Origin of the sequence: Lacrimispora amygdalina (genome assembly GCF_003432035.1) — a bacterium.
In the GTDB taxonomy this organism is placed as follows: domain Bacteria; phylum Bacillota; class Clostridia; order Lachnospirales; family Lachnospiraceae; genus Lacrimispora; species Lacrimispora amygdalina.
On sequence record NZ_QOHO01000021.1, the window covers coordinates 22691 to 44275 of the forward strand.

23 protein-coding genes are annotated in these 21585 nt (G+C 45.1%); all 23 read right to left on the reverse strand.

From position 1 onward, the window contains the following. Positions 1-20: 20 nt before the first annotated feature. The 23 genes from DS742_RS07395 to srtB all read right to left on the reverse strand — a co-directional run bounded on the left by DS742_RS07395 (position 21) and on the right by srtB (position 21573). Positions 21-914 (reverse strand): hypothetical protein, encoded by an 894-nt coding sequence (locus tag DS742_RS07395; RefSeq protein ID WP_117416353.1) that lies wholly within the window; start codon positions 912-914, stop codon positions 21-23. After that, on the reverse strand, positions 889-2067 hold the full coding sequence (locus tag DS742_RS29210; protein WP_205692742.1) for a PAAR-like protein: 1179 nt from the start codon (positions 2065-2067) through the stop codon (positions 889-891). The genes DS742_RS07395 and DS742_RS29210 overlap by 26 nt, the downstream gene beginning before the upstream one ends. Before the next feature lie 16 nt (positions 2068-2083). Continuing rightward, positions 2084-3481 (reverse strand): phage baseplate assembly protein V, encoded by a 1398-nt coding sequence (locus DS742_RS07405; RefSeq protein ID WP_147325734.1) that lies wholly within the window; start codon positions 3479-3481, stop codon positions 2084-2086. A gap of 46 nt (positions 3482-3527) precedes the next feature. Further along, positions 3528-4109: a hypothetical protein gene (locus DS742_RS07410; protein WP_117416355.1), complete on the reverse strand. Its 582-nt coding sequence runs from the start codon at positions 4107-4109 to the stop codon at positions 3528-3530. 14 nt (positions 4110-4123) lie between these two features. Beyond that, positions 4124-4816 carry a hypothetical protein gene (locus DS742_RS07415; protein WP_117416356.1) on the reverse strand — a complete coding sequence of 231 codons (693 nt, stop codon included), beginning with the start codon at positions 4814-4816 and terminating at the stop codon, positions 4124-4126. After that, positions 4813-5772 carry a normocyte-binding protein gene (locus DS742_RS07420; RefSeq protein ID WP_117416357.1) on the reverse strand — a complete coding sequence of 320 codons (960 nt, stop codon included), beginning with the start codon at positions 5770-5772 and terminating at the stop codon, positions 4813-4815. Before DS742_RS07420 ends, DS742_RS07415 begins: the two co-directional genes overlap by 4 nt. Continuing rightward, complete coding sequence (locus tag DS742_RS07425) at positions 5753-6667, reverse strand: hypothetical protein (protein WP_117416358.1); 915 nt, start codon at positions 6665-6667, stop codon at positions 5753-5755. The genes DS742_RS07420 and DS742_RS07425 overlap by 20 nt, the downstream gene beginning before the upstream one ends. Positions 6668-6739: 72 nt before the next feature. Beyond that, positions 6740-8557 carry a PP2C family protein-serine/threonine phosphatase gene (locus tag DS742_RS07430; RefSeq protein WP_117416359.1) on the reverse strand — a complete coding sequence of 606 codons (1818 nt, stop codon included), beginning with the start codon at positions 8555-8557 and terminating at the stop codon, positions 6740-6742. 11 nt (positions 8558-8568) lie between these two features. Beyond that, the gene (locus tag DS742_RS07435) at positions 8569-9387 is read right to left on the reverse strand and encodes a PP2C family protein-serine/threonine phosphatase (RefSeq protein WP_117416360.1); all 819 of its coding nucleotides are present in this window, start codon (positions 9385-9387) and stop codon (positions 8569-8571) included. 51 nt (positions 9388-9438) lie between these two features. Next, on the reverse strand, positions 9439-9966 hold the full coding sequence (locus DS742_RS07440) for an FHA domain-containing protein (RefSeq protein ID WP_117416361.1): 528 nt from the start codon (positions 9964-9966) through the stop codon (positions 9439-9441). A gap of 25 nt (positions 9967-9991) precedes the next feature. Beyond that, on the reverse strand, positions 9992-10543 hold the full coding sequence (locus DS742_RS07445) for a hypothetical protein (RefSeq protein WP_117416362.1): 552 nt from the start codon (positions 10541-10543) through the stop codon (positions 9992-9994). Positions 10544-10562: 19 nt separating this feature from the next. After that, positions 10563-10976 carry a J domain-containing protein gene (locus tag DS742_RS07450; protein WP_117416363.1) on the reverse strand — a complete coding sequence of 138 codons (414 nt, stop codon included), beginning with the start codon at positions 10974-10976 and terminating at the stop codon, positions 10563-10565. Between the two features lie 116 nt (positions 10977-11092). After that, positions 11093-11518, reverse strand: a complete 426-nt coding sequence (locus DS742_RS07455) for a membrane-associated protease 1 (RefSeq protein ID WP_117416364.1) — start codon at positions 11516-11518, stop codon at positions 11093-11095. A gap of 27 nt (positions 11519-11545) precedes the next feature. Continuing rightward, positions 11546-11971, reverse strand: coding sequence for a membrane-associated protease 1 (locus DS742_RS07460; RefSeq protein ID WP_117416365.1), 426 nt, complete (start codon positions 11969-11971; stop codon positions 11546-11548). Between the two features lie 35 nt (positions 11972-12006). Then, positions 12007-14184, reverse strand: coding sequence for a transcriptional regulator (locus DS742_RS07465; protein WP_117416366.1), 2178 nt, complete (start codon positions 14182-14184; stop codon positions 12007-12009). A 24-nt stretch (positions 14185-14208) separates the two neighbouring features. Further along, entirely contained in the window at positions 14209-16089 is a 1881-nt protein-coding gene (locus DS742_RS07470; protein ID WP_117416367.1) for a vWA domain-containing protein, read from the reverse strand. Positions 16090-16428: 339 nt separating this feature from the next. Then, positions 16429-16944, reverse strand: a complete 516-nt coding sequence (locus DS742_RS07475) for a hypothetical protein (protein ID WP_117416368.1) — start codon at positions 16942-16944, stop codon at positions 16429-16431. Positions 16945-17101: 157 nt separating this feature from the next. Further along, positions 17102-17371 (reverse strand): hypothetical protein, encoded by a 270-nt coding sequence (locus DS742_RS07480; protein WP_147325736.1) that lies wholly within the window; start codon positions 17369-17371, stop codon positions 17102-17104. A 221-nt stretch (positions 17372-17592) separates the two neighbouring features. Then, positions 17593-17895, reverse strand: coding sequence for a late competence development ComFB family protein (locus tag DS742_RS07485; protein WP_117416370.1), 303 nt, complete (start codon positions 17893-17895; stop codon positions 17593-17595). Between the two features lie 82 nt (positions 17896-17977). Beyond that, on the reverse strand, positions 17978-18397 hold the full coding sequence (locus DS742_RS07490) for an RrF2 family transcriptional regulator (protein ID WP_117416371.1): 420 nt from the start codon (positions 18395-18397) through the stop codon (positions 17978-17980). 213 nt (positions 18398-18610) lie between these two features. Further along, positions 18611-19456, reverse strand: a complete 846-nt coding sequence (locus DS742_RS07495) for a class B sortase (protein ID WP_117416372.1) — start codon at positions 19454-19456, stop codon at positions 18611-18613. Next, positions 19440-20642: a Spy0128 family protein gene (locus DS742_RS07500; protein WP_117416373.1), complete on the reverse strand. Its 1203-nt coding sequence runs from the start codon at positions 20640-20642 to the stop codon at positions 19440-19442. The genes DS742_RS07495 and DS742_RS07500 overlap by 17 nt, the downstream gene beginning before the upstream one ends. Before the next feature lie 4 nt (positions 20643-20646). Further along, on the reverse strand, positions 20647-21573 hold the full coding sequence (gene srtB / locus DS742_RS07505) for a class B sortase (RefSeq protein WP_117416374.1): 927 nt from the start codon (positions 21571-21573) through the stop codon (positions 20647-20649). Positions 21574-21585 lie beyond the last annotated feature (12 nt).

Consider the following 21585-nt stretch of genomic DNA (forward strand, 5'->3'; position numbering starts at 1 on the left):
TGGAACAATCCTAACAACCTTTACCATTTGTCCACTTTCAAGAAATCGGCAATATCATTAATATCCAAAGTGATATATCCCTTCCCTCCCTGTAAAATAATATTTAAAGTATGATTTTGTACGAAGAATGAACTCCTGAACACTAACGGACCTATGGTTTCCTCAACCGTATCATACCCATTCGCTATTACCTGCTCCTGTGTAAACGAACACTCTTCCAGTTCCTTCAGCAAATCTGCAGAATCCATTCCGCTTAATTCTTTTCTAAAATATTCTTCAGGCGTATCCATAATTCCCCTTGCATATTCAGGAACTTTTGCTATATTTCTCTCTTGAATATGCTTTACAAATGCTTCATTCACTTCAATCAAATCATTGAGCATAACCCGTTTTCCTGTTCTCATATCAATTGTGATATAATCATCAATGTAATCTGTACGATTGGCACTATATTCAAATGAATTTACGAAAGACAGATATCTTTCGGAATGGCAATAAATAGATAAATATACGGCGGAAGGATTCACGACCTTCCCACTGATCCAGGAGGTCATTGCCTTTTCAATACTCTTATTTGCCTTTTTAGTAACCTCCTTTTCCTCCACACAATAAAGCTGGATTACAGGAAAGGAAAATATATTGTTCCAGTAGGAATCAGAAAAATAGGAACTGCTTCTAAATTCAATTGTATATTCTTTTCCTGGCTGTTTCACAGGGGGAGCAGTATTCCCTTCCTCTACGGATACTGTATCTTGTTCTGGCAATAGAGCTTTTGCAGCATTGTTTAGAGAAACCGAACTATTTTTATCTGTCGAAGGATGATTGTCAGTAACACTGCATCCGGTAATCGCAGCGGTCAGCATTACAAGAAATAATATTAATCCTATTTTATTTAAAGCATTCGACAGCATCATTATAATTCTTCTCCCTGTCAGTCCATCCATTTGGAGCATTACAAATTGGCTGGTTATTTACATTTAACTTCCCATCTTCAATCTTCCACGATACCTTACCATCTCTTATATTAATAGCTGCCTCATTTGTAAGTCCCTCCGGCCAACCATTTACAAGATACTGTGTTATAAGGAATACGCCTTTTGAAGACCCATATTTATCAACATATTTATTTAAACTTGTATTTCCAGCGGATTTTGCCTCTTTAGTACTCCAGAACCAGCCTGCAGCCTCCCATGGATATTTTTCTGAAATATAGGTTGCTGTGTCTTTTCCATCAAAAGAATCGTTGACTGTCTTCAAAAACTGGCGGTGAGTATCTTCCCATGTTATTTGAATATATCCAGCACCACGCTCATTTTTTTCATACTTTCCCGCAGTGGTTCCGTCTTTATTTAGCCTTTCTAAAGAGTTTAATCCCTTTCCGCTTTCATGCCCGCAAGTAGCTAAAAATAAGGTTTTGCTTTCCTTTGATGTAATGCCGTATTTTTCTAATGTGTTATTCAAGGCGGTAACTTTCTTGTCTGAGGTATCATTCCAGCCAAAAGATTTCAATTGTGCAGCAGTAATATACTCTTTTCCTGAACTTCCATCCGTTCCATTTTTATTTGCTTCCTTAGCTTTGTTACTGCCGTTAAAATATTGTTCTGCTTTTGCTCCCCCTGCTATTACGGCGGCTGCTCCGGCAGGCATTCCAGCAATTGCAGCTGCTCCGGCCCCTCCAAGTGCCATTGCTGCTGAGGCGGCAGCTCCTGATCTGGATTGTGTTTCTGTCATTTCCTGCCCTGAAGTTTTCGGCTCAATCAGTCCACCTTTGCTGCAAACCAGGAAGGAATCCGTTGTGATGGCCGGACTTCCGGAAACCATGGTTTTCGTATGGGGCTTCAACCAGGAAGAACATATTTGAGGGTCACATTTTTCTCCGGTTTTTTCACATATGCCAAAAAACATAACATTGACATTGGCCTTATTATCATCCGCATTCATCATGGGCTGATTGGTTACGTAGACCCCATGGCACAGCGGAAGATTTAGTTTTCTTGGTGCACTGCCGCACCTGCATTGAAGTTCTGCTCCCCGCACCAGATATTCCGACCCATTTCCTTTACTCATAGCCTCCTCCTTTCTGCTATTGCATCTTGGTCTGAGCTCCTTCGACAATCACATCATTCTCCAGCCGGATTTTACTGTCGCCCTGTTCCAAAGAAATGGATTGGGGCGCTACCAGAGAAATGGAGGAGGTCTCGCTTGCAATATCCATATTTTCCGTTGTCTTTATGCTCACCGCTTTGTCGCTGGTAATTTTTATCCCTTCATCGTCCAGAAGCTCCACCGACATGCCCTTGTTGTTGGTAACAAGCACGGAGCCGGGAGTAAACAGCACTTCCTTGCCATATTTGTTCTTGATGGACTTATAATCCGGGTTATCGCGGGCACCGCTGGCCGTAAGGTGAACTGCGCTGATGGCGTATGCCACATGCTCTTTTTCGTTTGGGCAATACAGTCGGACTTCATCGCCTTTTTCCGGCATGGCATAAAATCCCGTGCCATCGGGAGATGAATACACAGTGGAATAAGGGATCCATACGGCTCCGGAATTCTGTCTGTTTTCATCTTCTTTTACGCTGACCTGAACCATATCCTTGGAAATACTGGTGATGTTCGCGGCTAAAGATGCTCCAATGATTTTTTCATTATATTGTTTCACCGTTTTAAAGCCGTTTTGGGTTTTGAGATAGTAATGGTGCACAAGCTCTCCGCCTTCCAGCGTACTGTGTATTTCAAACACATAAAGCGGTTTTCCATGCAGCGACACGGGATCTGCTACATCATAAATCTCCCTGTCCGTAAATTCATAGCAAGCAGCGTCCTTTTCCGTTAGTCCTTCCACGCCGTTATTCTTTTTCCGGATATATTCTTCCACATTCAGTTTCACGCTGTAATGGGTCGGGTTGACGGTATGGGAAGCCGGGCGGTTCGGCATTCCAAAGAAAAATTTGACACCGGCGATTCTGTATTCAGCTACCACAAAACTGTTGAAGCGGCTGGCCTGGCGCTTGGTAAACTCCCAATCTGTCTCCTGGTACTGCAATAACCATTTCTGGATGCTCTGGCCCTTTCCAACCGTCATGATACAGTTACCGCTCTTGTAATTTTTAAGATAGGAATCAAATACCTGATTGTATGTAAGACCGGTATTCTGGAAAGTACGGATATGTGGTTTTATATCCATCCGCCAGCTCTCGGAAATTAAGTGGCCGCACGCCACTTTCAGGTCGTTATGTGTTGTTGTCTGAAAACTTTTTACAATCCCCTGAAATAAGACTACTTCGTTACCTGCCTCATCCCGTCCTAGAATGGCAGCCTGGACGTTTTTGAAAGAAGACTGTACATATTCCTCCGCTTTTTCTTCCGGTATGATTCCTTCAAACAACGCTGATGCGTGCATATTTACGCCTTTTGTAATTTGAAGATTTAAAAGAGATAATAAATGAAAAGGCGTAATAATTATATTGCTATCTCTCATGGTTGTTCCACATCCTTTCTGATCTAAAATATCGCATTTGGAGGCTTTAATTACTGTCCCGTTCATCAGTAAAGACTGATTTTATGACCTGTACTGCAATAGGTTTCCACGCTTCGGCCTCCTCAAATTTGCAGTTGAAGATTCCGTGCAGCAGCTTGCCCTTTATATTGGTGAAATAAAACAGGTTATACAATTGGGCGTCAAGGCCGTAGTTTTTAAAATCGAACCAGGCTGCCACTGTGTCTTTCAGGTCCTCTTCTTTTTTTTCAATGAAAAGGTTAGCTGGCTGGATCTTCTTGATAAGGCCCCGGAAGCGGTCACGGGCTTCTTTTATTTGTGATGTATTCACCTGCTCATCGAACAGGCTGAAGGTGAAGTTCACATCTCCGCCTGCATTGGAGTATATGAGCTGCGGCCGCTGCTCGGACGGATACTTTATTTTTGCAATCTCTTCCGGCATGATTTTAAAAGGAACCGGCAATAGAATGCTCATTTCTCCATCGAATAACTTTCGTCGCTCGAACGACAACAACCCTTCTTTAATGTAGACACCTTTCTCAAGGCTTGTGTGTTCTGCTTTTTTAGCTTGGTTACGCAAATTGATAATCTTCTCGTCCATATATTCCATATGGGTCCCTCCCTTCAAAACACTATGATTTCATCCGGTACCATGGTTTCGTCTATGCCAATAATGCCAAAATGTTTATCCCAGAACAGATGAACGGTATACTCAAACGGTATGAATGCATCACATAGGTATTCCACCTGCCGGCGAAGTTTAAGTGTTTCTTTCTTTCCAATATAAATCAAAAGCTCCAGCTTCTTATCCGTATTCAGATATACGATGGATCTCGGATAAAGTGCTTTTATCACTGCCCGAAGATAAATCAGGGATGAACCCGCCTGATACTGCGCAACCAAATAGGCCGAAAAATATTTTGAATGTTGCCTGTCATCGGAATCAAACAATTCCTTGTGCCGGGTCCCGAACTTTCCGTCATAAAAATCCCTTTTAAAAAATTGCTGATAATATTCCCACCGGCAAAATCCCTGCCGTAAATCCAGCAGTGCCAGGTAATGCATCAGTACATCAAACAAAGCTTCCTTAAGTTCTGCGTCGTCTTCATATTCTGTATCCAATAAGGATTTGAAGATGATGTTGAACCGGTACATTGCATTCACTTCAACAATAGGGTCGGCCAACTCCCTCTGGTTGATATCAGAAAAGGCGACTTCTGTATAAGGGGTTACCGGCCGGGCCGGGTAAAAGATGATGTCCTCAAATGACACTCCCTGCTTCTGCGCTTTTAAGGCTACGTCCCAGATATAATTCATACAAGCACCCCCACACATCGGTATTCCGGATAGATATACTGTACCTGTGAAACAAGGAAACTCATGGTGTCCCGGATCAGGAAATCCTTTTGCCCTAACGACTTAAACCGTAGGATCATCGTCTTTTGGTCTCCGTCTTCCCGGATTTCATCCATGATAAATGGATTCATGTCATAGGTTTCACCAAGTACAGGAGTTTTGGCAATGTGAAGGGAGTTAAACTCCAAACAGGCGCCAGCTTCAAAAGAATTGAGGATTCGCATTAACTCCAGTTTTGTTCTGATGACGGTTCCATAATGCAAGGCCATACGTCCGGCAAAACTGTCCGTCTGCTTGTTGGAGAGTAACTCATAATGATAGTGGTCGGTAATCGTATCCTTACGTTGGATGATTCTTGTTACGTTCCACTGGACTTCTTTCTCCTGGGAAGAAACCGCGACCAGAAAGTCTCCCTCCTGCCGGGTCGTCACGATGCTTGAACTGTCATAATCCACTAGATATCCGTGTTCCATCCCCACCTTGGATAAGTCAAACCGGTATTCAAAGTTCACTTTATCTCCTGCCGGAACCGGAAAATCATCGCTCTCCACAAGCATTTTCTCTATATTCCAAACCGGTATCTGATCCAGGCAGATATACTTTTCATATTCCTTGTAGGCAATATTTATTTTAGTAACCATATTTTCGGGCAGAGGGCTGTCCTGAGCGATTCCCACCAAATACACATCGAAAAATTTCAATAAATAGGAACAATTTACGGTAACCCAGGGAATGTGGTTGGCACAAAACAAACGATACAACTGGGATATGTTATCTACATATCTTTTGGCAGTAGACAGCTGGAAGGTTGCAGGTATCTCTCCCTGCTCCGTACTAAGGGTACCATGAAAAATCCGCTTTGATTCTTCAAGCTGTTTGCACTGTAAATAGTCGGCTTCAAGAAAGACTGTGGACATATGGCACCTTCCGGAACTTGAAAGCTCCTCTTGTATCTGTCCCATTAAATGAGCTGACTGCTGAAGATCCTCTTCCTGCATCGGTTTTAAAAACAAATGGCTGCCGTCCATTTGAGCCCGGTCCATCACGGTGGAATAGACGGTGTATTGATTTCCCAATGTTACTGTAAAACATATGATCAATGTACAGACCCGCGGCCGTATTGGAGGTTCCAAAATCAACGGCCAGAGGAACAGGGGATTCCACAGGATTCCGTACAGAAAAATCCATCAATGGCACACTGTACAGCTGAATCTCCGGCGGCAGCACACCCGTGCTTTCGGTATACAAGCCCCATATCACATCGGATAAGTTCCGCGGGAACAGGTACATGCGGTAATCCCGCACGGTTGCTTCCCGGCAAACCAGATGACTGCTGCGGGTAATATACAACTTATTGACTCCGGGAAAGGATTCAATGTTCAATATGGCGCATATATTCTCCTCTTTATCCAATATGACGGCATTCACACCATCCAGGTCACCAATGTAATCTATGGCATACCCGTCAAACAGGTTGGTATCCAAATTTTTATATACCGTCAATTTACCGGGAATCGAAATTTGATTGGGCAGGAATATCTTTTTTGACTCTCGCAGTGCGGTCTCTAAACGTTGAAAACCGCTTGTATGATGACTTTTAATCAGGCGTGGGGTACGGCTGCCGCGGAACCGAAGGATGAGATGGATCAATTCCTCCCGGTCCATGCGGTCCACAGCGGCATGAATAATGGTCTCCCGTTCACAAATATCCCGGAGCTGAAACAGTGTCATTCGATTTAACTCTTCCTTCCGGTAGAGCATACGCCGCACGGGTTCTTTTCCTTGTTTAAATGTATAAGATAGCTGTTTCATGCTTTCGCCTCCAAAATATCTTTTATCCTCAAGTCATTAGCAAAGGAATTACTGTCATCTGGCATCCTTACTTTACGGATTACTCTCCGGACTGTTTTCTGTGGTGTTATCCATATTTTTCGAAGTATCTTCCGAATTGCTTCCTGTCAGGTATCCATCCACGATTTCTATTTTCGTCTGTGTTTTTTCCAGCTTACTTTCTTCCTTCACGTCCGCATAGATCTCACGGGCAAGCAGGTACTGCTTTTTGGCATCCGCATATTTCTTCTGGGTCAGCAAGTGCTCCCCTTCTTCAATATACTGATTAGCCCTTGCAAGCCGCTCCTCGTTTTCTCTCTGCCGTTCCTCTGCCAGCGCCAGCTTTTTATCAATGGAATCCACAATCTTCTCATTCCCCAGTTCGGAGTATTTCTCTTTCGCCATGGTGTAATACAGGCGGGCCCCTACGATATCTCCCTCTTTTAATGCGTTGTCACCCTGGATTATGAAGTCAGCGGCTGCGATCTCATTTTGAGTTCGTTCCTTACCCGCTTCTTTTTCCTGTTCTGCTTCTTTCTCCATTTTTGAATATAAATCATCCAGCGCGTTGTTAGCTTTTTCCCTTCCATCTAAGTCATAGTTCTGGGTAGCGAGCATGCGTGCCTCAAGATATTTTTCCTCTGCCAATGCGTAATTTCCCTGATCTGCCAGTTGGTCCCCGAGGCTCAGCATATCAAAGACATTGATATATTTCTTGGTCACCTCCAGTTTGTCGGCAATGTATCGCTCTGCCAGATTATCGGAAAATCTGGAGCGGTCGTGGGCGTGAACATATCCTTTTAAGGCTTCCTCATACGCTTCTTTTATCAACATTTCATCGCTTTCAATGACTGCATCCGTCAACTTCTGATATTCGGCAATTTCATCCCTGCGAGAGATATCCTTGACTTTAACTGCCAGGTCATAGGCTTTGCGCAACTCTTCCTTTGCTCTTGGGAAATTACTATCCTGTATATACTCAATACCGCTTAAATAATATAAATCCATATTTCTTTTGTTCTCCTGCCAAATCCTGTGCCGGATAAACAGAGTGATTCCTAATATAAGAAGGATAAGCAATACAGGAATTGCGATTTTCAGCACTGTCTTAATTTTTTTTCCTTTGTTGGGATCCACATAAGTTTTATTAACGAATATAGCCGCAAAAGTATAATTGTCGATTTCCTCCGGATGCGCATCTAATATCAGGCGTTCTACATACCCGACGCTTTCTTCCGGTTCCCTGCCTGCCTCTTCAAACACGGCCTGCAAATCATAGCTATCGATATTTTCCCATATCCCCCTGGTGAACAAGACAATAATATCGCCGTCACGCAGCTTGGTTTTCTTAGAAACATCCGGTACCAGATTTTCTTCCTGGCCTAAATACCGCGTGAGGTTTCCACGTTCTTCGTGCTTGGCTATTTTATCCTTTGGCAGTTCGTCCTCTTCCATCAGGGACCAGCTTAGCGAGTGGTCCCTGCTTTCTAAAAGAAGCTGTCCGCCGCGATAAAGATGGAACCGGGTATTGCCCACATAGCCAAAGCGCATTGTCGTGTAGTCGGTCACCACCACGGTGATAGAAGCTTTCATACTAAGCTGCTTATGGTTAATTTTCAGCCTTTTGTGTGCTGCCATAAGATACCTTCTGACTGAACCTCTAGTCATAGATGGATGCCCATTAAAAGCAACGGCAACCGCTTCTGCCGCTATCCGGGCACTTTGACTCTCATCCCCCGTTTCAATGCCATCTACCAGGATATAACAGGCCAGTTTGTCCTGTTCTATAAAGGCGAAGTAGTCGTTGTTATGTAGCCTGGTTCCTTCATGGCTTATATAAGCGGTCTTAAATTCTGAATTATCTCTTCTCATTCGGTATACTCCTAGATCCGGTTCACTTGTGAGATGATAAGGGAAGCATTACCCTGCTCGGGATGATTGTTATTTTCCAGTTCCTCCATCACCTGACAGGCCTTTTGCGCACTGTTTTTTCTTGTTTGCAGAATCTTCTCCATCTGCCCGGCTGAAAAGAATTCATACACCCCATCCGTCATCATGACAATACTGTCTCCTCTTTTGAGGGAAACAGGAACATCATAAATCTCAACATCTTGGAACCCATCGTGTCCCACAAAACTATACAACCGCTTTTCCTTCAAAGCGGCCAGCGCCTCCATCCGGGATATTTGTCCCTTGCGGAAGGCATTTTTCGCCAATACGTCAATGGTGTGGCCTTCACTTAAGGGAATCAGCTCTCCATGCCTATACACGGATATTCTGCAATTCCCGACGGATGCGTAATACAAAAAACCTTCTTTAACCACTGCACATAAAACGCTGGCGCCGGCCGTACTATCCGTAATACGCTTTAAAATCGCCTGATTTGCACTATGAAGTGCCTGCCGGAAAAAGAAGGCCGGATTTTTTGTCGCGCCGGTTATCTCGAACATCCGAACAATGGTATTTATGGCTTCCTGTGCTGCAATCTTTCCTTTACCGCTCCGCCCGATACCACCAGCAATCACATATAAGGTTTGATTTTCATAATTTGCCCAGTCGTATGCATCTGCGTTCACCTGCTGATTTCCCACCGTCCCTGCATAGCCCGCGTCCAGTTTTGGGATACTGTTTAGACTGCCAAGGGAAATTCGAACAATCAGAAGCGCCGTCAAGATACAACTGCTAAGGATGATGTAGGGCATCGTTTCTCCTCCTGTAAAATAAGATCCCGCTTCCCTGCGGTAAACCGGCTGCTATCCCGTGGAGGATGCCAGATCAACCTCCTGGTCATCGGTCCACACGAAATTGTCACCGCAAAGGGGCCGGAAGATCAGTTTTGTTCGGCCGAGCTGAATGGCACTCATATCTGTCAGCAGGGTCGGGGTGTAAACGGCCGTTCCCCCCAGATAAGTAATACCGTTCGAATCCCCAGGCAGCAGCATAAACCGACGCGTCTTGTTATCATAAGCAACAACTGCGTGATTTCGTCGGGAGATTTTGTCGTCTCCTAAGATCCGGATATCCATATCATCCGACCTTCCAATAAAATTTTTACCCTCGTGGAGTACATAGCTTTGTCCCTGCCGGGGTCCTTCAAAGCATGCCAGCCAGCCGCATACCGGATCGATTTCCTCATACAGCAGTTTTGCTTCCAATTCATTTATAACTCCGCTGCCCAAGTTATCCGTTTCCTTTTCAACGACCATATGGCAGTAAGGGCAGATATTGCCGTGCAGGCGTGACTCGAATAGATGTCCGTTTTTACAGCGTTTAAAACTCATCTTCATTCCTCCCTATCGTTCTTCATTATTTCACTGATAATACTGTGCTATCAGCGATGTACAGCTCATCACCCGGTAATAGCTTGCAGGGAATGCCAACGGTCAGCAGTTGTTGCCGTTCTTTTCCCGGACGCCGGATACTTACATCCCCCCGTAGAGAAACATTCTCAACGTACCAACCGGTATACGTATAATTCAATACCGCGTGCTGCGCTTCAATTGTCGCACTGTATTCCGTTTGGGAAAGGTCAATATCCGCCAGTATTTTATCCGTACTTTTTCCAATCAGAAGTGATGTCTGGCCTGCCAAATCCCAGAATTGGATTTCTCGTTGGTTATCCCCAAAAAGAACAAGTGCCGAAGCTTCCAACCTATTTAGAAAAGTTCCTTCACGGGTAACCAACCCAGCCTTTATCTCGATCATCACTACACAAAGGAAGATCATCAGACAGACCGCTAAAAGTGGATATTGAACCTGAATATTATCAACTTCCCTATATATCAACACCATGCAGATAGCGGATACGATCAGAATCATGATATCCAGCAGGTATATGGCCGTTCTTTTCGCATTCATATTTTTTTCTCCATGAACCTTATTTTTTTAAGCCCATAAACTGTTCAAACAGCGCAGTGGCATCCAATGGATTCCCCTTGTTGTTGACATTCTCTTTTTCAGTGATATTCTCTTTCCTGAAATAATCATTAAACCCTCGCAATAGGTTTTCATAATCAATTTTTTTATTCTGTGTAGAACGTTTGGTTTTGACTCCTGCCGGTGCCTCTTTCGTCTGCTGCGTTTTAAAAAGCACGGAATCATATTTTTTCCGCTTTTCCACATCGCCCAACGTCTCCCATGCTTCCCCAATTTCCTTGAATCGGGCTTCCGCAGAAGAATTCCCTTGATTAAGGTCCGGGTGGAACCGTTTGGCGAGCTTACGGTATGCCTGTTTGATGGTTTCCGTCCCATCGTTTCTACGGACACCCAGGACTGCATAATAGTCTTTCATCAGCTACCTCATTTATGGAGGAGGGCGTGTCCCAGCCGGACACGCCCTCCTATGTGTTTCGCCAACGTGTAAGTCAGGCGTTGTCAGTGCATTCTGGAATGTGGTGTGGTGTAGGATCAGCTTGCAAAACCGCCTTCAACCTGTATCTGGTCCAGCTTGTCTTTCTTTTGGCGGACCGTAAGTGTAAATTGCCCCACACCGGCTACATCCTTGAAATTTTCTTTATAATCAATCACAAATGCATCTGGATATGTAATCTGCCGGACCACCTGCCCGGCCGCAATGGTAGTAACCGTGACCTTCTGGTAGGCATCTGCACTTTCTGCCGGAATCAACGACCACTTTGCCGCTTTTAATGTGCTGTCGGCCAAATCCCCATCCGCAGCCGTACGAATTTTACCGGTAACAATAATGGTGGCGCCGGTATCCCTCGCGCGGGCATTGGAATCCTTCGGAATATCCGTGACAAATTTAACGGTTTCAACCGTTTCCTGCGTTAACTCAAATGCGTTTCTACCTTCTACCTTAACAATGTATGCCATATTAAACGCTCCTTTCTCAAAAATAGATTATTCGCTATAACCACCTTCAATGGCTACGCCAGTTATCTTATCTTTTTTCTGCCGGATATGCAGGAAGAATATGCCGTTACCCGTGGTATCGGAAAAGTCCTCATCATACTCCACCACAAATGCATTTGGGATGGTAATTTTACGTACAATCACCCCTGCGTTGACTACAGACAGCTCCGCCTTCCGGTAACTGTCCAAGCGTTCCGCCGGTACCAGTGACCATCTGTGCAAGCCGATACTGGGTTCCCCTTCTGCACTGGCGATGGACGGAATGATTTTACCCCGTACTTTGATTTCAGTACCCAAATCGGTGCTGCGGGCATTGGAATCCTCGGGAGTAAGTATCTTATACTCCATCTCTTCGATCTGCTTTTCATTTAATGAAATTTCTTCTGAACTAGTGACCTTTAATCTAAAACCCATCGTTTCAACCTCCTTTGATTTGCTGTTTTATCGTCTTAAGCCATTTTACCGGCCGTAGAACGCTGTAATTGTATTCTCATATTCCTGGAACTGCCACTGAATACAAACTCAATATCACAGGTACCGTTCGCTTCATCCAGTGTGTATCTGATATCATCGCCCTTTTGTATAATGGTATTGACGTAATCCTTCTGATTTAGCCATTTACTCATCTGGCTGTTGGGATTTGCGGAGAAAAAACTGATGATGTTGTCCTGCTTGTAATCTCCGGTCGCCTGACGGAATATCCGGTTAAAGTATGCTTCCACCTGCGTCTGGTAAATCGGTTCAAAGGCGGTGCCGTCGGAGGCAAGGCTCCTGGCCTTGTATACCGTGAGCCTGTCCACTGGCAGCCCGTTGTGTTTGGCATTTTCGGAAGCAAAAATGAATCCGAAATTTTTGTTGTTGATATCTGACTTTACACTACCGGTAAAACCGGTAATTTCCTTTGCCAGCGTTGTCTTCGTCACCAGTGCATTGTTTCCGGCTTCGATATCGTAGCGTACTCCCGGAAGCTCCGGATGCACGTTTTTTACAAAATGCTCTTTCAGATACTCCGGGCACTGGCAGGCTGCCATAATTCCGGCGCCCACATAAGCCGCGCTGATATAGACTCCCTCGATCCAAAGCCGCATAATATCTTCTTTCTCTTTGGATAAATACACCTGCTCGCCGTCTGCTACCATAAGAGCTCCTGTGATGACACCGGATTTATCTTTCGGCACTACCGTGATATTTGGCAGGCATGGAACCGCATATGCACTGTACGGCTTGTCCATGAGCGGTTCGCAGCGATTGACAAAAGTATTGATTCCATCGGTAGCAATACGGTTAAACGTCGTCTCTTCCCGTGTTTCAAAAGAAAAAAATGTTTTAATTCCGTATTCATGTAATACTTTTAAGAGCTGGCCTAAGGTTTCCATGGTATTCACATCCGCATTCTCTACTTTTTTATTTCCAGTAAAGTATTCCCGGTGTGTTCTGACTCCTGCCGTCCTCGAAAGACTCAAATTAGGAAATATGCTGAACCAAACGGTATTGTCATAATCGTTTTTACTGTTTACGGTGTTTAAGTATGTAAGCAGGCGGGGCAGATTGTTACTTTTCGCAATCATTTCAGGAGCGATATTCATTATCAGCAGGGAAGGGCGCATGCCTTTTCCTTTGACGGTATACTGCTCGAAAAACTCCCGTACTCCCATCATTTTCTCAATGAGCGGTTTCACCGTCTTGATAAAATCGTTTTTCATCTCAGTGTATAATTCAAGATAGGCGTTGTGGTTTTCCGTCTCCTTTTGTATATCGATTTCTTGCTCTGATGCAGATGTGAGCGGGCAGAATGTGCGAACAACTAATGCTTTTATATAATTCGATGCTTCATCTCCGCTTGCTTCTTCATAATCCTTTTCCAACACTTCAATTAATCCTTGGTTACTTGGATTATCCGTAAGCGTAAGCGAAGTCTCATCTACCTTGGGTGCTTCCAATACCTTTAGTTCCCCATTGTCCCCCATTCGAAGAATACCGGCTGCAATTCTCTCACTTTTACCATCACTCTCCTGACGGCCTAAGAGCAGTCTTGTCTCGCAGTCTTTAATGGCAATGGGAAACATATTAAACACATTGCCATAATTTACACGTATCTCCCCAACCAGTTCATTTAGCTTGTCTCCCAGATCCCGTTTCTGGGGATCCCCATCTTCAAGTGCTGCATACTGTGCATTAGAATACTGCAATTCTTTGCGGATCTGAAGAATATCATCCATCTCTTTATTTGGCGTTATCATATCCAGATCACTTTCATATTCGCAATCTACATTCTTAATACCCAGAGCACGCTTATGATCCACAAGACCCGTAAACATTTTAAAGAAGCTGTTATTCCTGTTTATAGAAATTTCCGTCACTAGGTTATCAGGTATACCCTCTAACTTGGTAAGAGAATGCCGAACCCTTTTCGTTTTTGAATCGAATACGGAATACACTTTAGGATTAAACTTATTCTCGAACTCTTCGTATGATGTTACGAGTAGAGCTTCATTAATTCTCTTTATGTGTTCGTCGGAAAGAGAATCCACCCCCCGCACATCTCCCACAAGTGTGAGAATATCTGGTTTTTCCGGATTAAAAAAATCAAAAACCATTGTTCGGTTCGTTTGCCGAATATCGGCCATATGCAATCACACACCTTTCATTCTTTAGTTTTTTGAAGTTATATCTTGATCAAGCATGTATGTATGTCTTGTTTCTTCCTTCCGATCACCTTCTTTCACATTTCTGTAATATATCTCGATTTCATCCACGTCCTGCTCAAAAACAATGTAGAACTTCTGCCCATAAGAGAGCTTGGCGTGTCTGCCCGATACTATTTCACTTCCAGAAAAAAGAATCTTGGCTTTTGAGCTATTTTTAATCAACAAGGTTTTTTCTGGACCTACATAAAACCATATCTTCTCTGCACCGGCAAAAGGAAGCCGGATATTACTGACTGAGAGAATCTCTGAAAGATTTATCCGCTTCTGGTTGCCAAGGCGGCTTAAGTAAAAGGTGAATGGCGGGATCTCGTAATCTCCTCCTTTCGCCCAGACGATATACACATCCAATTTACCGGAGAAGCCATAATCATAATGAATCTCACTGTGAAGTTCGCCGCTTATCTGTTTTTTTCGTTTTCGAACAAACACAAACACAAGAATCGCGATCAGGATGATGCAACCACCAGTTATCGCAGCAGCTTTTTCTGTAAATCTTGATGGTTCCGGTACTGGGCGGATATCGTCTATTTGTACTTTGGCCGTTGGCAGTTCAGGAACAATGCCATCATGTTTTATATCCAGAGTGAGATGGTATTGTCCGAATTCCACCGGCGTAATGACAGCCGCTAACTTATGATCGTCATTCATTTTAAGGTCCAAAGAAATCCCTTTTTCCTCACCTGGAACTGTCAGTAATGCATTACATGAAAAATACTTAAGAAAATCGTCTTCTAATATGCTTTTGCCGGATACCGTGTCCACGATATCCGCTATCAGGGTTGTTTTTTGTATAAACTCCTTTTTACCGGACTGCTCCACTTCACTGTTTGCTGTAACGGTCACATTCAAAGTGTAATCAACAATCAAATATACCTTTACAGCCTTGCTGTTACCCTGGTCAACGGAAATCTGCAGGCCAGCTTTATCAGGCCGGCTTAAATCAACCATGGAGTAGGACCGGTTACTTTCCGTAGCTATCGTTCCTGGGTGGCTGACCTGTATCCCTTTAACAGGGGTGGTCGATGAAAACAGGATTCTCGCCCGGTTCACATGTTCCGTAGGCAACACAATCTCCATTGTCTGCTGCCCACCAATGGTATTAATTCCGGTAATCTCAGAGCGGTTATATTGGAAAGAGGAAAAATAGATTGATTCTATACATTCGGTAAATCGATTTGAATTTTCAATCCGAAGAAGCTGTCCGCCGGTCTCGGATGACAAAGCCTCTATCTCTGTAATGGTGGAATCCGATTTAGGTGCCTGACGAAGCAATATGGTATCAATAACAATTCCTTGTTCTTTGGCCTCCTGAGTAGAGTCCTTAACGATTTTGACATGCTGCTCATAATCAGCAGCAGTTGCAGCTTTTCCCAAATATAGTCCACCATCTGTAATATCAGATATCAGTATAATTTTTCTCTTTGTCGTATTTTCCTTGCTGTCTTTTAGTAGAAAGACTGCTTTTTGAATTCCAACCGCAAGATTCGTGTTTCCTGAATATGATAGGTGTTCTATTTCCGATTTAATGCGTTGTTTCTCATTCATATCCGAAACATCAATTAAATCGGAGGCAAAAACAATTTCTCCATTGACGGTGACAAGTGCAAATCGTCCTTTCTCTGGAATGAGGTCCACTGTAAGCTTAAGAGCTTCCTTTAAATACTGTTCTTTATCCGCAGTGTTCATGGAATTGCTAATGTCTGCAACAAGTACAATATCTGCCGGACTATCCCTTTGTGACATATCTGCCGCCTGTACAGGTAGAACAAGGGTACTGCAGAGAAATATTAAAAAGGCTAATCCGAGCGGTATAATCTTTTTCATTGATTTCCCCCCTTCTGAACTCACTCGACTTTTAACTAAAACAGAACTATAATTTAGTGATTTTTAATTGGTAATATTTATCATTATTACAATGAATTTACTCTGAGAATTTCTTTAGTTTTTGAGCCATGTTCCTAATTTACTTTTTTTGCTCCAAATAATAGGTATTTATTCACACTCATGGAGCCGGAAAACAGCCTCGTGAAGCTCTGACTCCATGTCTCCTTTAACAGCGTCCAGCTTTATTGAAAAAGTAAAATCCTCCTCAGATGCTGTCGTCTTTTACGCATCTAGGAGGATTCATTTTTTACTTTTATTCACACAATTTGCGATTCACGCTCAGACTATGCTGTCAGTTCTTATGACAATCTCCTTCAGCATACGAATCAGTTCCAGGGCACTTCGAAATCCCACGTAGTTTTTGTTCGTCAACTTGCCCATCACTCTTCCCTGTATGCTTGCATTCAGACGGTACTCGATTTTTATTGTCAGTGTGCTTTTTGCCCGAATGGCTCGGGTACTGAGCGCCTTCATATCCTGTAATTGAATTTTTGCCTTGACCGGCACTTTGTTTTTTCCCTTCGTCCTGTATGCATATTGTTCCGCCATCCTCTTATTAAGAAACCTGGGTTCCATTGATGGCTGGGGACTCCCAATCCAGTCGCATATTTCATCTAATTTAAGAACCAAATCCCCGAGGCTGGAAAAACAGACCGGCCTATCAATGTAACAGTTAAGAATTTCACCATACAAATCTTCCCCCTTTTTCCCGTAAAAACAAATAAGCATTGTACTGACACGGTCCGTTGCAGTTATACTGTGGCAGAGGTTCCGTGTTTCCTCGACTTTTATCATACGTTTCCCATCCTCTATTTCTAAACACTCCCTTATTGGGGAAGGGAAGATCGCAGGATTACATTTTCCCCCTCTATAAAGTTGATACTGTTTAGATTCTGGGGGTTCCTTTATCCATTTACCGCTGCCCTCCACATAATACCCATCAGGAGTTACTTCAATGCCACCACCGGCGCAGCGTCCTTTTTATTCTTAAAAGCAGACCAGCCTGCGACTCTTGTGTTTTTTCGCTGAAATCTTCCTTCGACAATACCCGAATCGGATAACGCTTTGCGATTTCCGTTGCCTTTTCTTCGCAGCCCGCGTCTTCCACCGGTACCAAGACGGGATAACAGCCCTTAATTTCCTGCAGGACATATCTTTTCTTATTGTCTGGATTGTTGATACATTCATACACTCCGTTTTTAGATCGTAAAATGTCTGCCATCCTTTCCATCCCACCTTCCATCAGTTTGTGTAGGTATCAGGATTTGCGGCGCACTTGAAACCAGACAGATCCGTCACTACATCGTCCTTTGCAAATTCAATCCCGATTGCTCAGAAACTATAAGCAACGTACCAAATTTCAGCCTAAACAAATTAAAAATGTCATAAAACCCCGTTTTAATGTCATAAGCCCGTATTTCAATGCCGTATTATTGACTTCCACTATTTCTGAACAGGGCAATGCTGTGAGTGTTTTTGTACCGTTTCAGCGCTATGCAGGATCGCCGTAACAATATTTGCCTGCGTCTGTGCGGCCATGCCCGCAAAACGCGCATGGACATCTTCGCTCATACAGGTCACATGCATAGACGGCAGTTCTTTCATCGCCAGCTCTTTTACAAGGGCACGGCACTCACTGCAACAGCACATGTCCACAAGATGCATCAGATGATCCAATTTTTCTTCCACCAGTTCATTCATTACATTCCTGGGAACAAACGGACTATTGTTATATACTTGATACATTACTGCTCCTTCCTGTCTGAACCATCAGACTTGGGTGACCATATTTTTTCTAACAGCTAACATGATGTCTGCACCGCATTTATCATGTATCCATCCCTGATAGTTTGCTGATCCGCTGGCTTTTCAGGAATTCAATCATCTGATTCTGGAGCGTTTGAAAAGACTGGTGAACCGGGCAATGGTTCTGTTCATCGATGTTATACCGGCTGCAATAGTGGTCGTCTTCTAAGCAGCGGTTGATTTGGATTTTGCCTTCAATCGCTAAAATGATGTCGTACAAGGTAATGTCGAAAGGGCTTATTGCCAGGCGATACCCGCCAAAAGGTCCCTGCACAGACTCAATAAAGCCAGCCGCCTTAAGCTTTGCAGTTACCTTAATCATGTACGAATAGGTCATACAAAGTTTTTCCGCCATCTCCCTTGAACCGCACACCTGTCCGGGATGCTGAGCCAGGTAGAGTACGACCCGGATTGCGTAGTCAGTTGTAATCTGAAATTTCATATTTATATGTACTCCTTCGTAATGCTTGCGATGGAGTCCCTTCTAATTAGGACTTTTATTTTAAAAGTTAAATAAAACATATAACCCGCCGTCGCATACATAAATGCTATAAACCCGGCTTTTCGTGTCATGAACCGGTTTGATATTTGGCCTGATACATTCCAGAAAATGCGATATGTATGCTCCGCCGAAGGGGTGTCCCCTCCGGCAGCATCATGGCTCCGACGTTTCCGCCGCCACTCCGTATTCCGGCCGCAGAAGCCCGAGAACGACATATCTCGCATCGTTAAACTCATAGGAACATGTTGAAAAAACAATGACCCGGTCGCCCTCCGCACGGGAAAGGCCGCTATCAAAGGTGGTATTGTATGCGGCATAGGAAAGCAGGGCGTCCAGATTCGTCTCAAACATGAAGGCGCGGTCCCGCCATTCTCCAGCGCCGATCACACAACCGTACATCAGGTCAACCCGGTAATTTTCCTCCTGCGTGTACAGGTACATAGATGGGTGCTGCTCAAAATACGCCTGCTTCTTGTAGCCGGTAAGGGAGCCGAACATCTTTCCGTTCTTCATGTTGTGCCCATAGATGATGCTTAAGTTTCCGCTGAAATCGGCCGGGCCGTTGAAGTCCAGGAACAGGGAGCCGTTGGCGTTGTACGTGCCGTCAGGCAGATGGTGGAGATACCAGTCATAATCGTCCGCACGCATGACGGGATAGTTAATGGGGGTATCCGGGCAGTACAGCCAGGCAGCGGCATCAATGCCTGCCTTCCACAGCGCGTCAAAGTCGATAAAAAGGGCGGGAGCCTCCGCCTGCGGCTCTTGTGGGAGGTTGCTGTCAGCTTCAGCCCCGTCCGCCGCATTTTCCGGCTGGCGCACCAGATCTTGCAGCCGCTCGTAGCTTTGATCGCCCTGCACATACATCTGCCGCGCTTCCCACAGCCTGTATCCCGACCAGGCAATTACACATAGGGCTGCAAGGAGCAGAAACCAAAGAGCCGGCTTTATCAGCCGGTTCTTTCTCGCCGCCGAAGAATACCCGTTAGTTTGCATCGGCATATTTCTTTTTCTCCCTCTTTTTCAAGTAGAGCAGGCCGAATACAGAGCCGGCGGCCGCCGTGATCCCAGCCGCCAGCACAACCATATAAAGGGTAATGCCGGTATCATCACCAGTTCTCGGACCTTCATTTCCGCCAGGATTCGTGCCGTCTCCGGGGTTTATGTCATCAATAGGATTTGAACCGCCTTCGGGATTCGTGCCGTCAACAGGATTTGAACCGCCTCCGGGATTTGTTCCATCACCAGGATTTACGCCGCCTCCGGGATTTGTTCCTCCCCCGTTTCCGCCACCTCCGCCGCTACTGATTTTATATCGATTGATGAAAATACAGGCCGTCACCGGCTTATTTAGGTGGTTGGTCACCGTGCGGCTGACCGTGAGCTGGTTATTCACCGCCTTAACGACATCGGTGATGGTATAGACGGCAGTATCGTAGGTGTAGCCGCGCTCCTGAGTGTTTACCTCAGAAATGGTGTAGTAGTACGTCCCCTCGGTAGTATAGGCCCATGTCCCGAAGTCTTTTTCTCCCGAACCCACAATGGTCATGGTTTTTACACCGTTTGCACTCCCGGCCGGCATGGGGTTGGCGGGATTTCCTGCGGTCAGTTTAAAGGTGAAAACGCTGTCCGTCCGCGGGTTTCCGGAAACTGTCTTTTTGACTGGCGGATCCACCATGATAGAGGGGTCGCTGGGGCGGAAAACATAGGAATGGCTGAACCGGAGACTGGCGCTTTTATTGTTGTCGGCTTTTTGGACGACAACCAGGGCCGCCAGTTTACCGCCGCCTTGACGGGTAACGGTAACCGTTACCCGGTAGATCTGATCGTCATAAACATAGCCGGATAGGCTGGCAGCCAACGAACTGCACCGGACGGTATAGTTGTACACTCCGGTATCCGGGAAATTCATATGGATCTTTACGCTGCCTGTGCCGGCGGCCGTAAAGGAATATACGCCGCCGGAACTGCCGGCCGGCATAGGATTTGCCTCATCCGCAATAAGCTCGTAAGAGAACACATCGTTTACGCCCGCCGCGTTGGTGCTAAAAACCTGCTCCACGGTCAGCGTGACCTCAGCTGGGGTACCGGCCGCATGAGCGGTTTGCGGCAGCATGAAACACAGGCAGGCGAAAAGCAGATAGGATAGGATCGCGGCTCTTTTCCCCTTTTTTGTTGGTAAGCGCATAACGTTATTCCTCTTTTCTTCGTATATGATAAAGAACCATGACAAGCAGCAGGAACAGCACGAGTGCAGGCACCGTGATCTTTGCCCATAAGGGAATGATTTGCCAGATTCCCTCCTGCCGGTCCGCCGAAACCTGTATGCCCGTATCGTTCGTATCGTTCAGACTGAATGTGTCGCTGTATCGTTCGTCCGTGATTTTTGCGACGAGAATATCCCGCCCGTTTGTCGCGTCTGTGGCACAGGTGGTCAACAGCAAAATGCGGCTGTCTTCCGTTACCCCGGCATCGCGGGTATGAATGGCCTTATCCAGCAGGCTTTGCAGGTACTCCCGCTGGGCCTCCTCACCTTCCACGTGGGGGGTGAAGGTCGCTGCATCGTATGCGTCCGTTTTGAAAAAGGCAAAAAACATAAGGCCGTGGTTTTCGCCATCATAGAATAAGTTGCCATAAGGGTGCTCGTCGAAAAAGGCTTTTTCGGCAAAGGAGGCAAGCTCGCCAAACATGGCGTTCTTTTCCATGTGGTGCCCATACAGGATGCTGTTAAAATCCTGAAAGCGCCCGCCGTTTCGATAATCTAAAAAAATAGTTCCCGAAAGGGAATAGTTGCCGGATACATCGGTATTGACATATTTGGCGTTGTCCCTGCCCTGCGTGACAGGGTAGTCGATATGCGTGCCGTAAACGGTGAGCCAGGCGAATACCTCCGGGTTGAGGGTGCGGAGCTCGCCAAAGGAAATGCTGTCTTCCTCCGTGGGCTTATACACTGCATACTGCGCGGCATCCGCTGCCTGATACACCTGACCGGAGTCCCATATGGCATAGCCCGCAAAAGCAATGAGCAGCAGGAGAACGGCCAGTACCGCAAAATTCACGATACTGTCCAGAAGCCGTATGATTTTTCTGCCGATTTGTTCTGCGGTAATTGTGTCCATATGGGGCTCCTT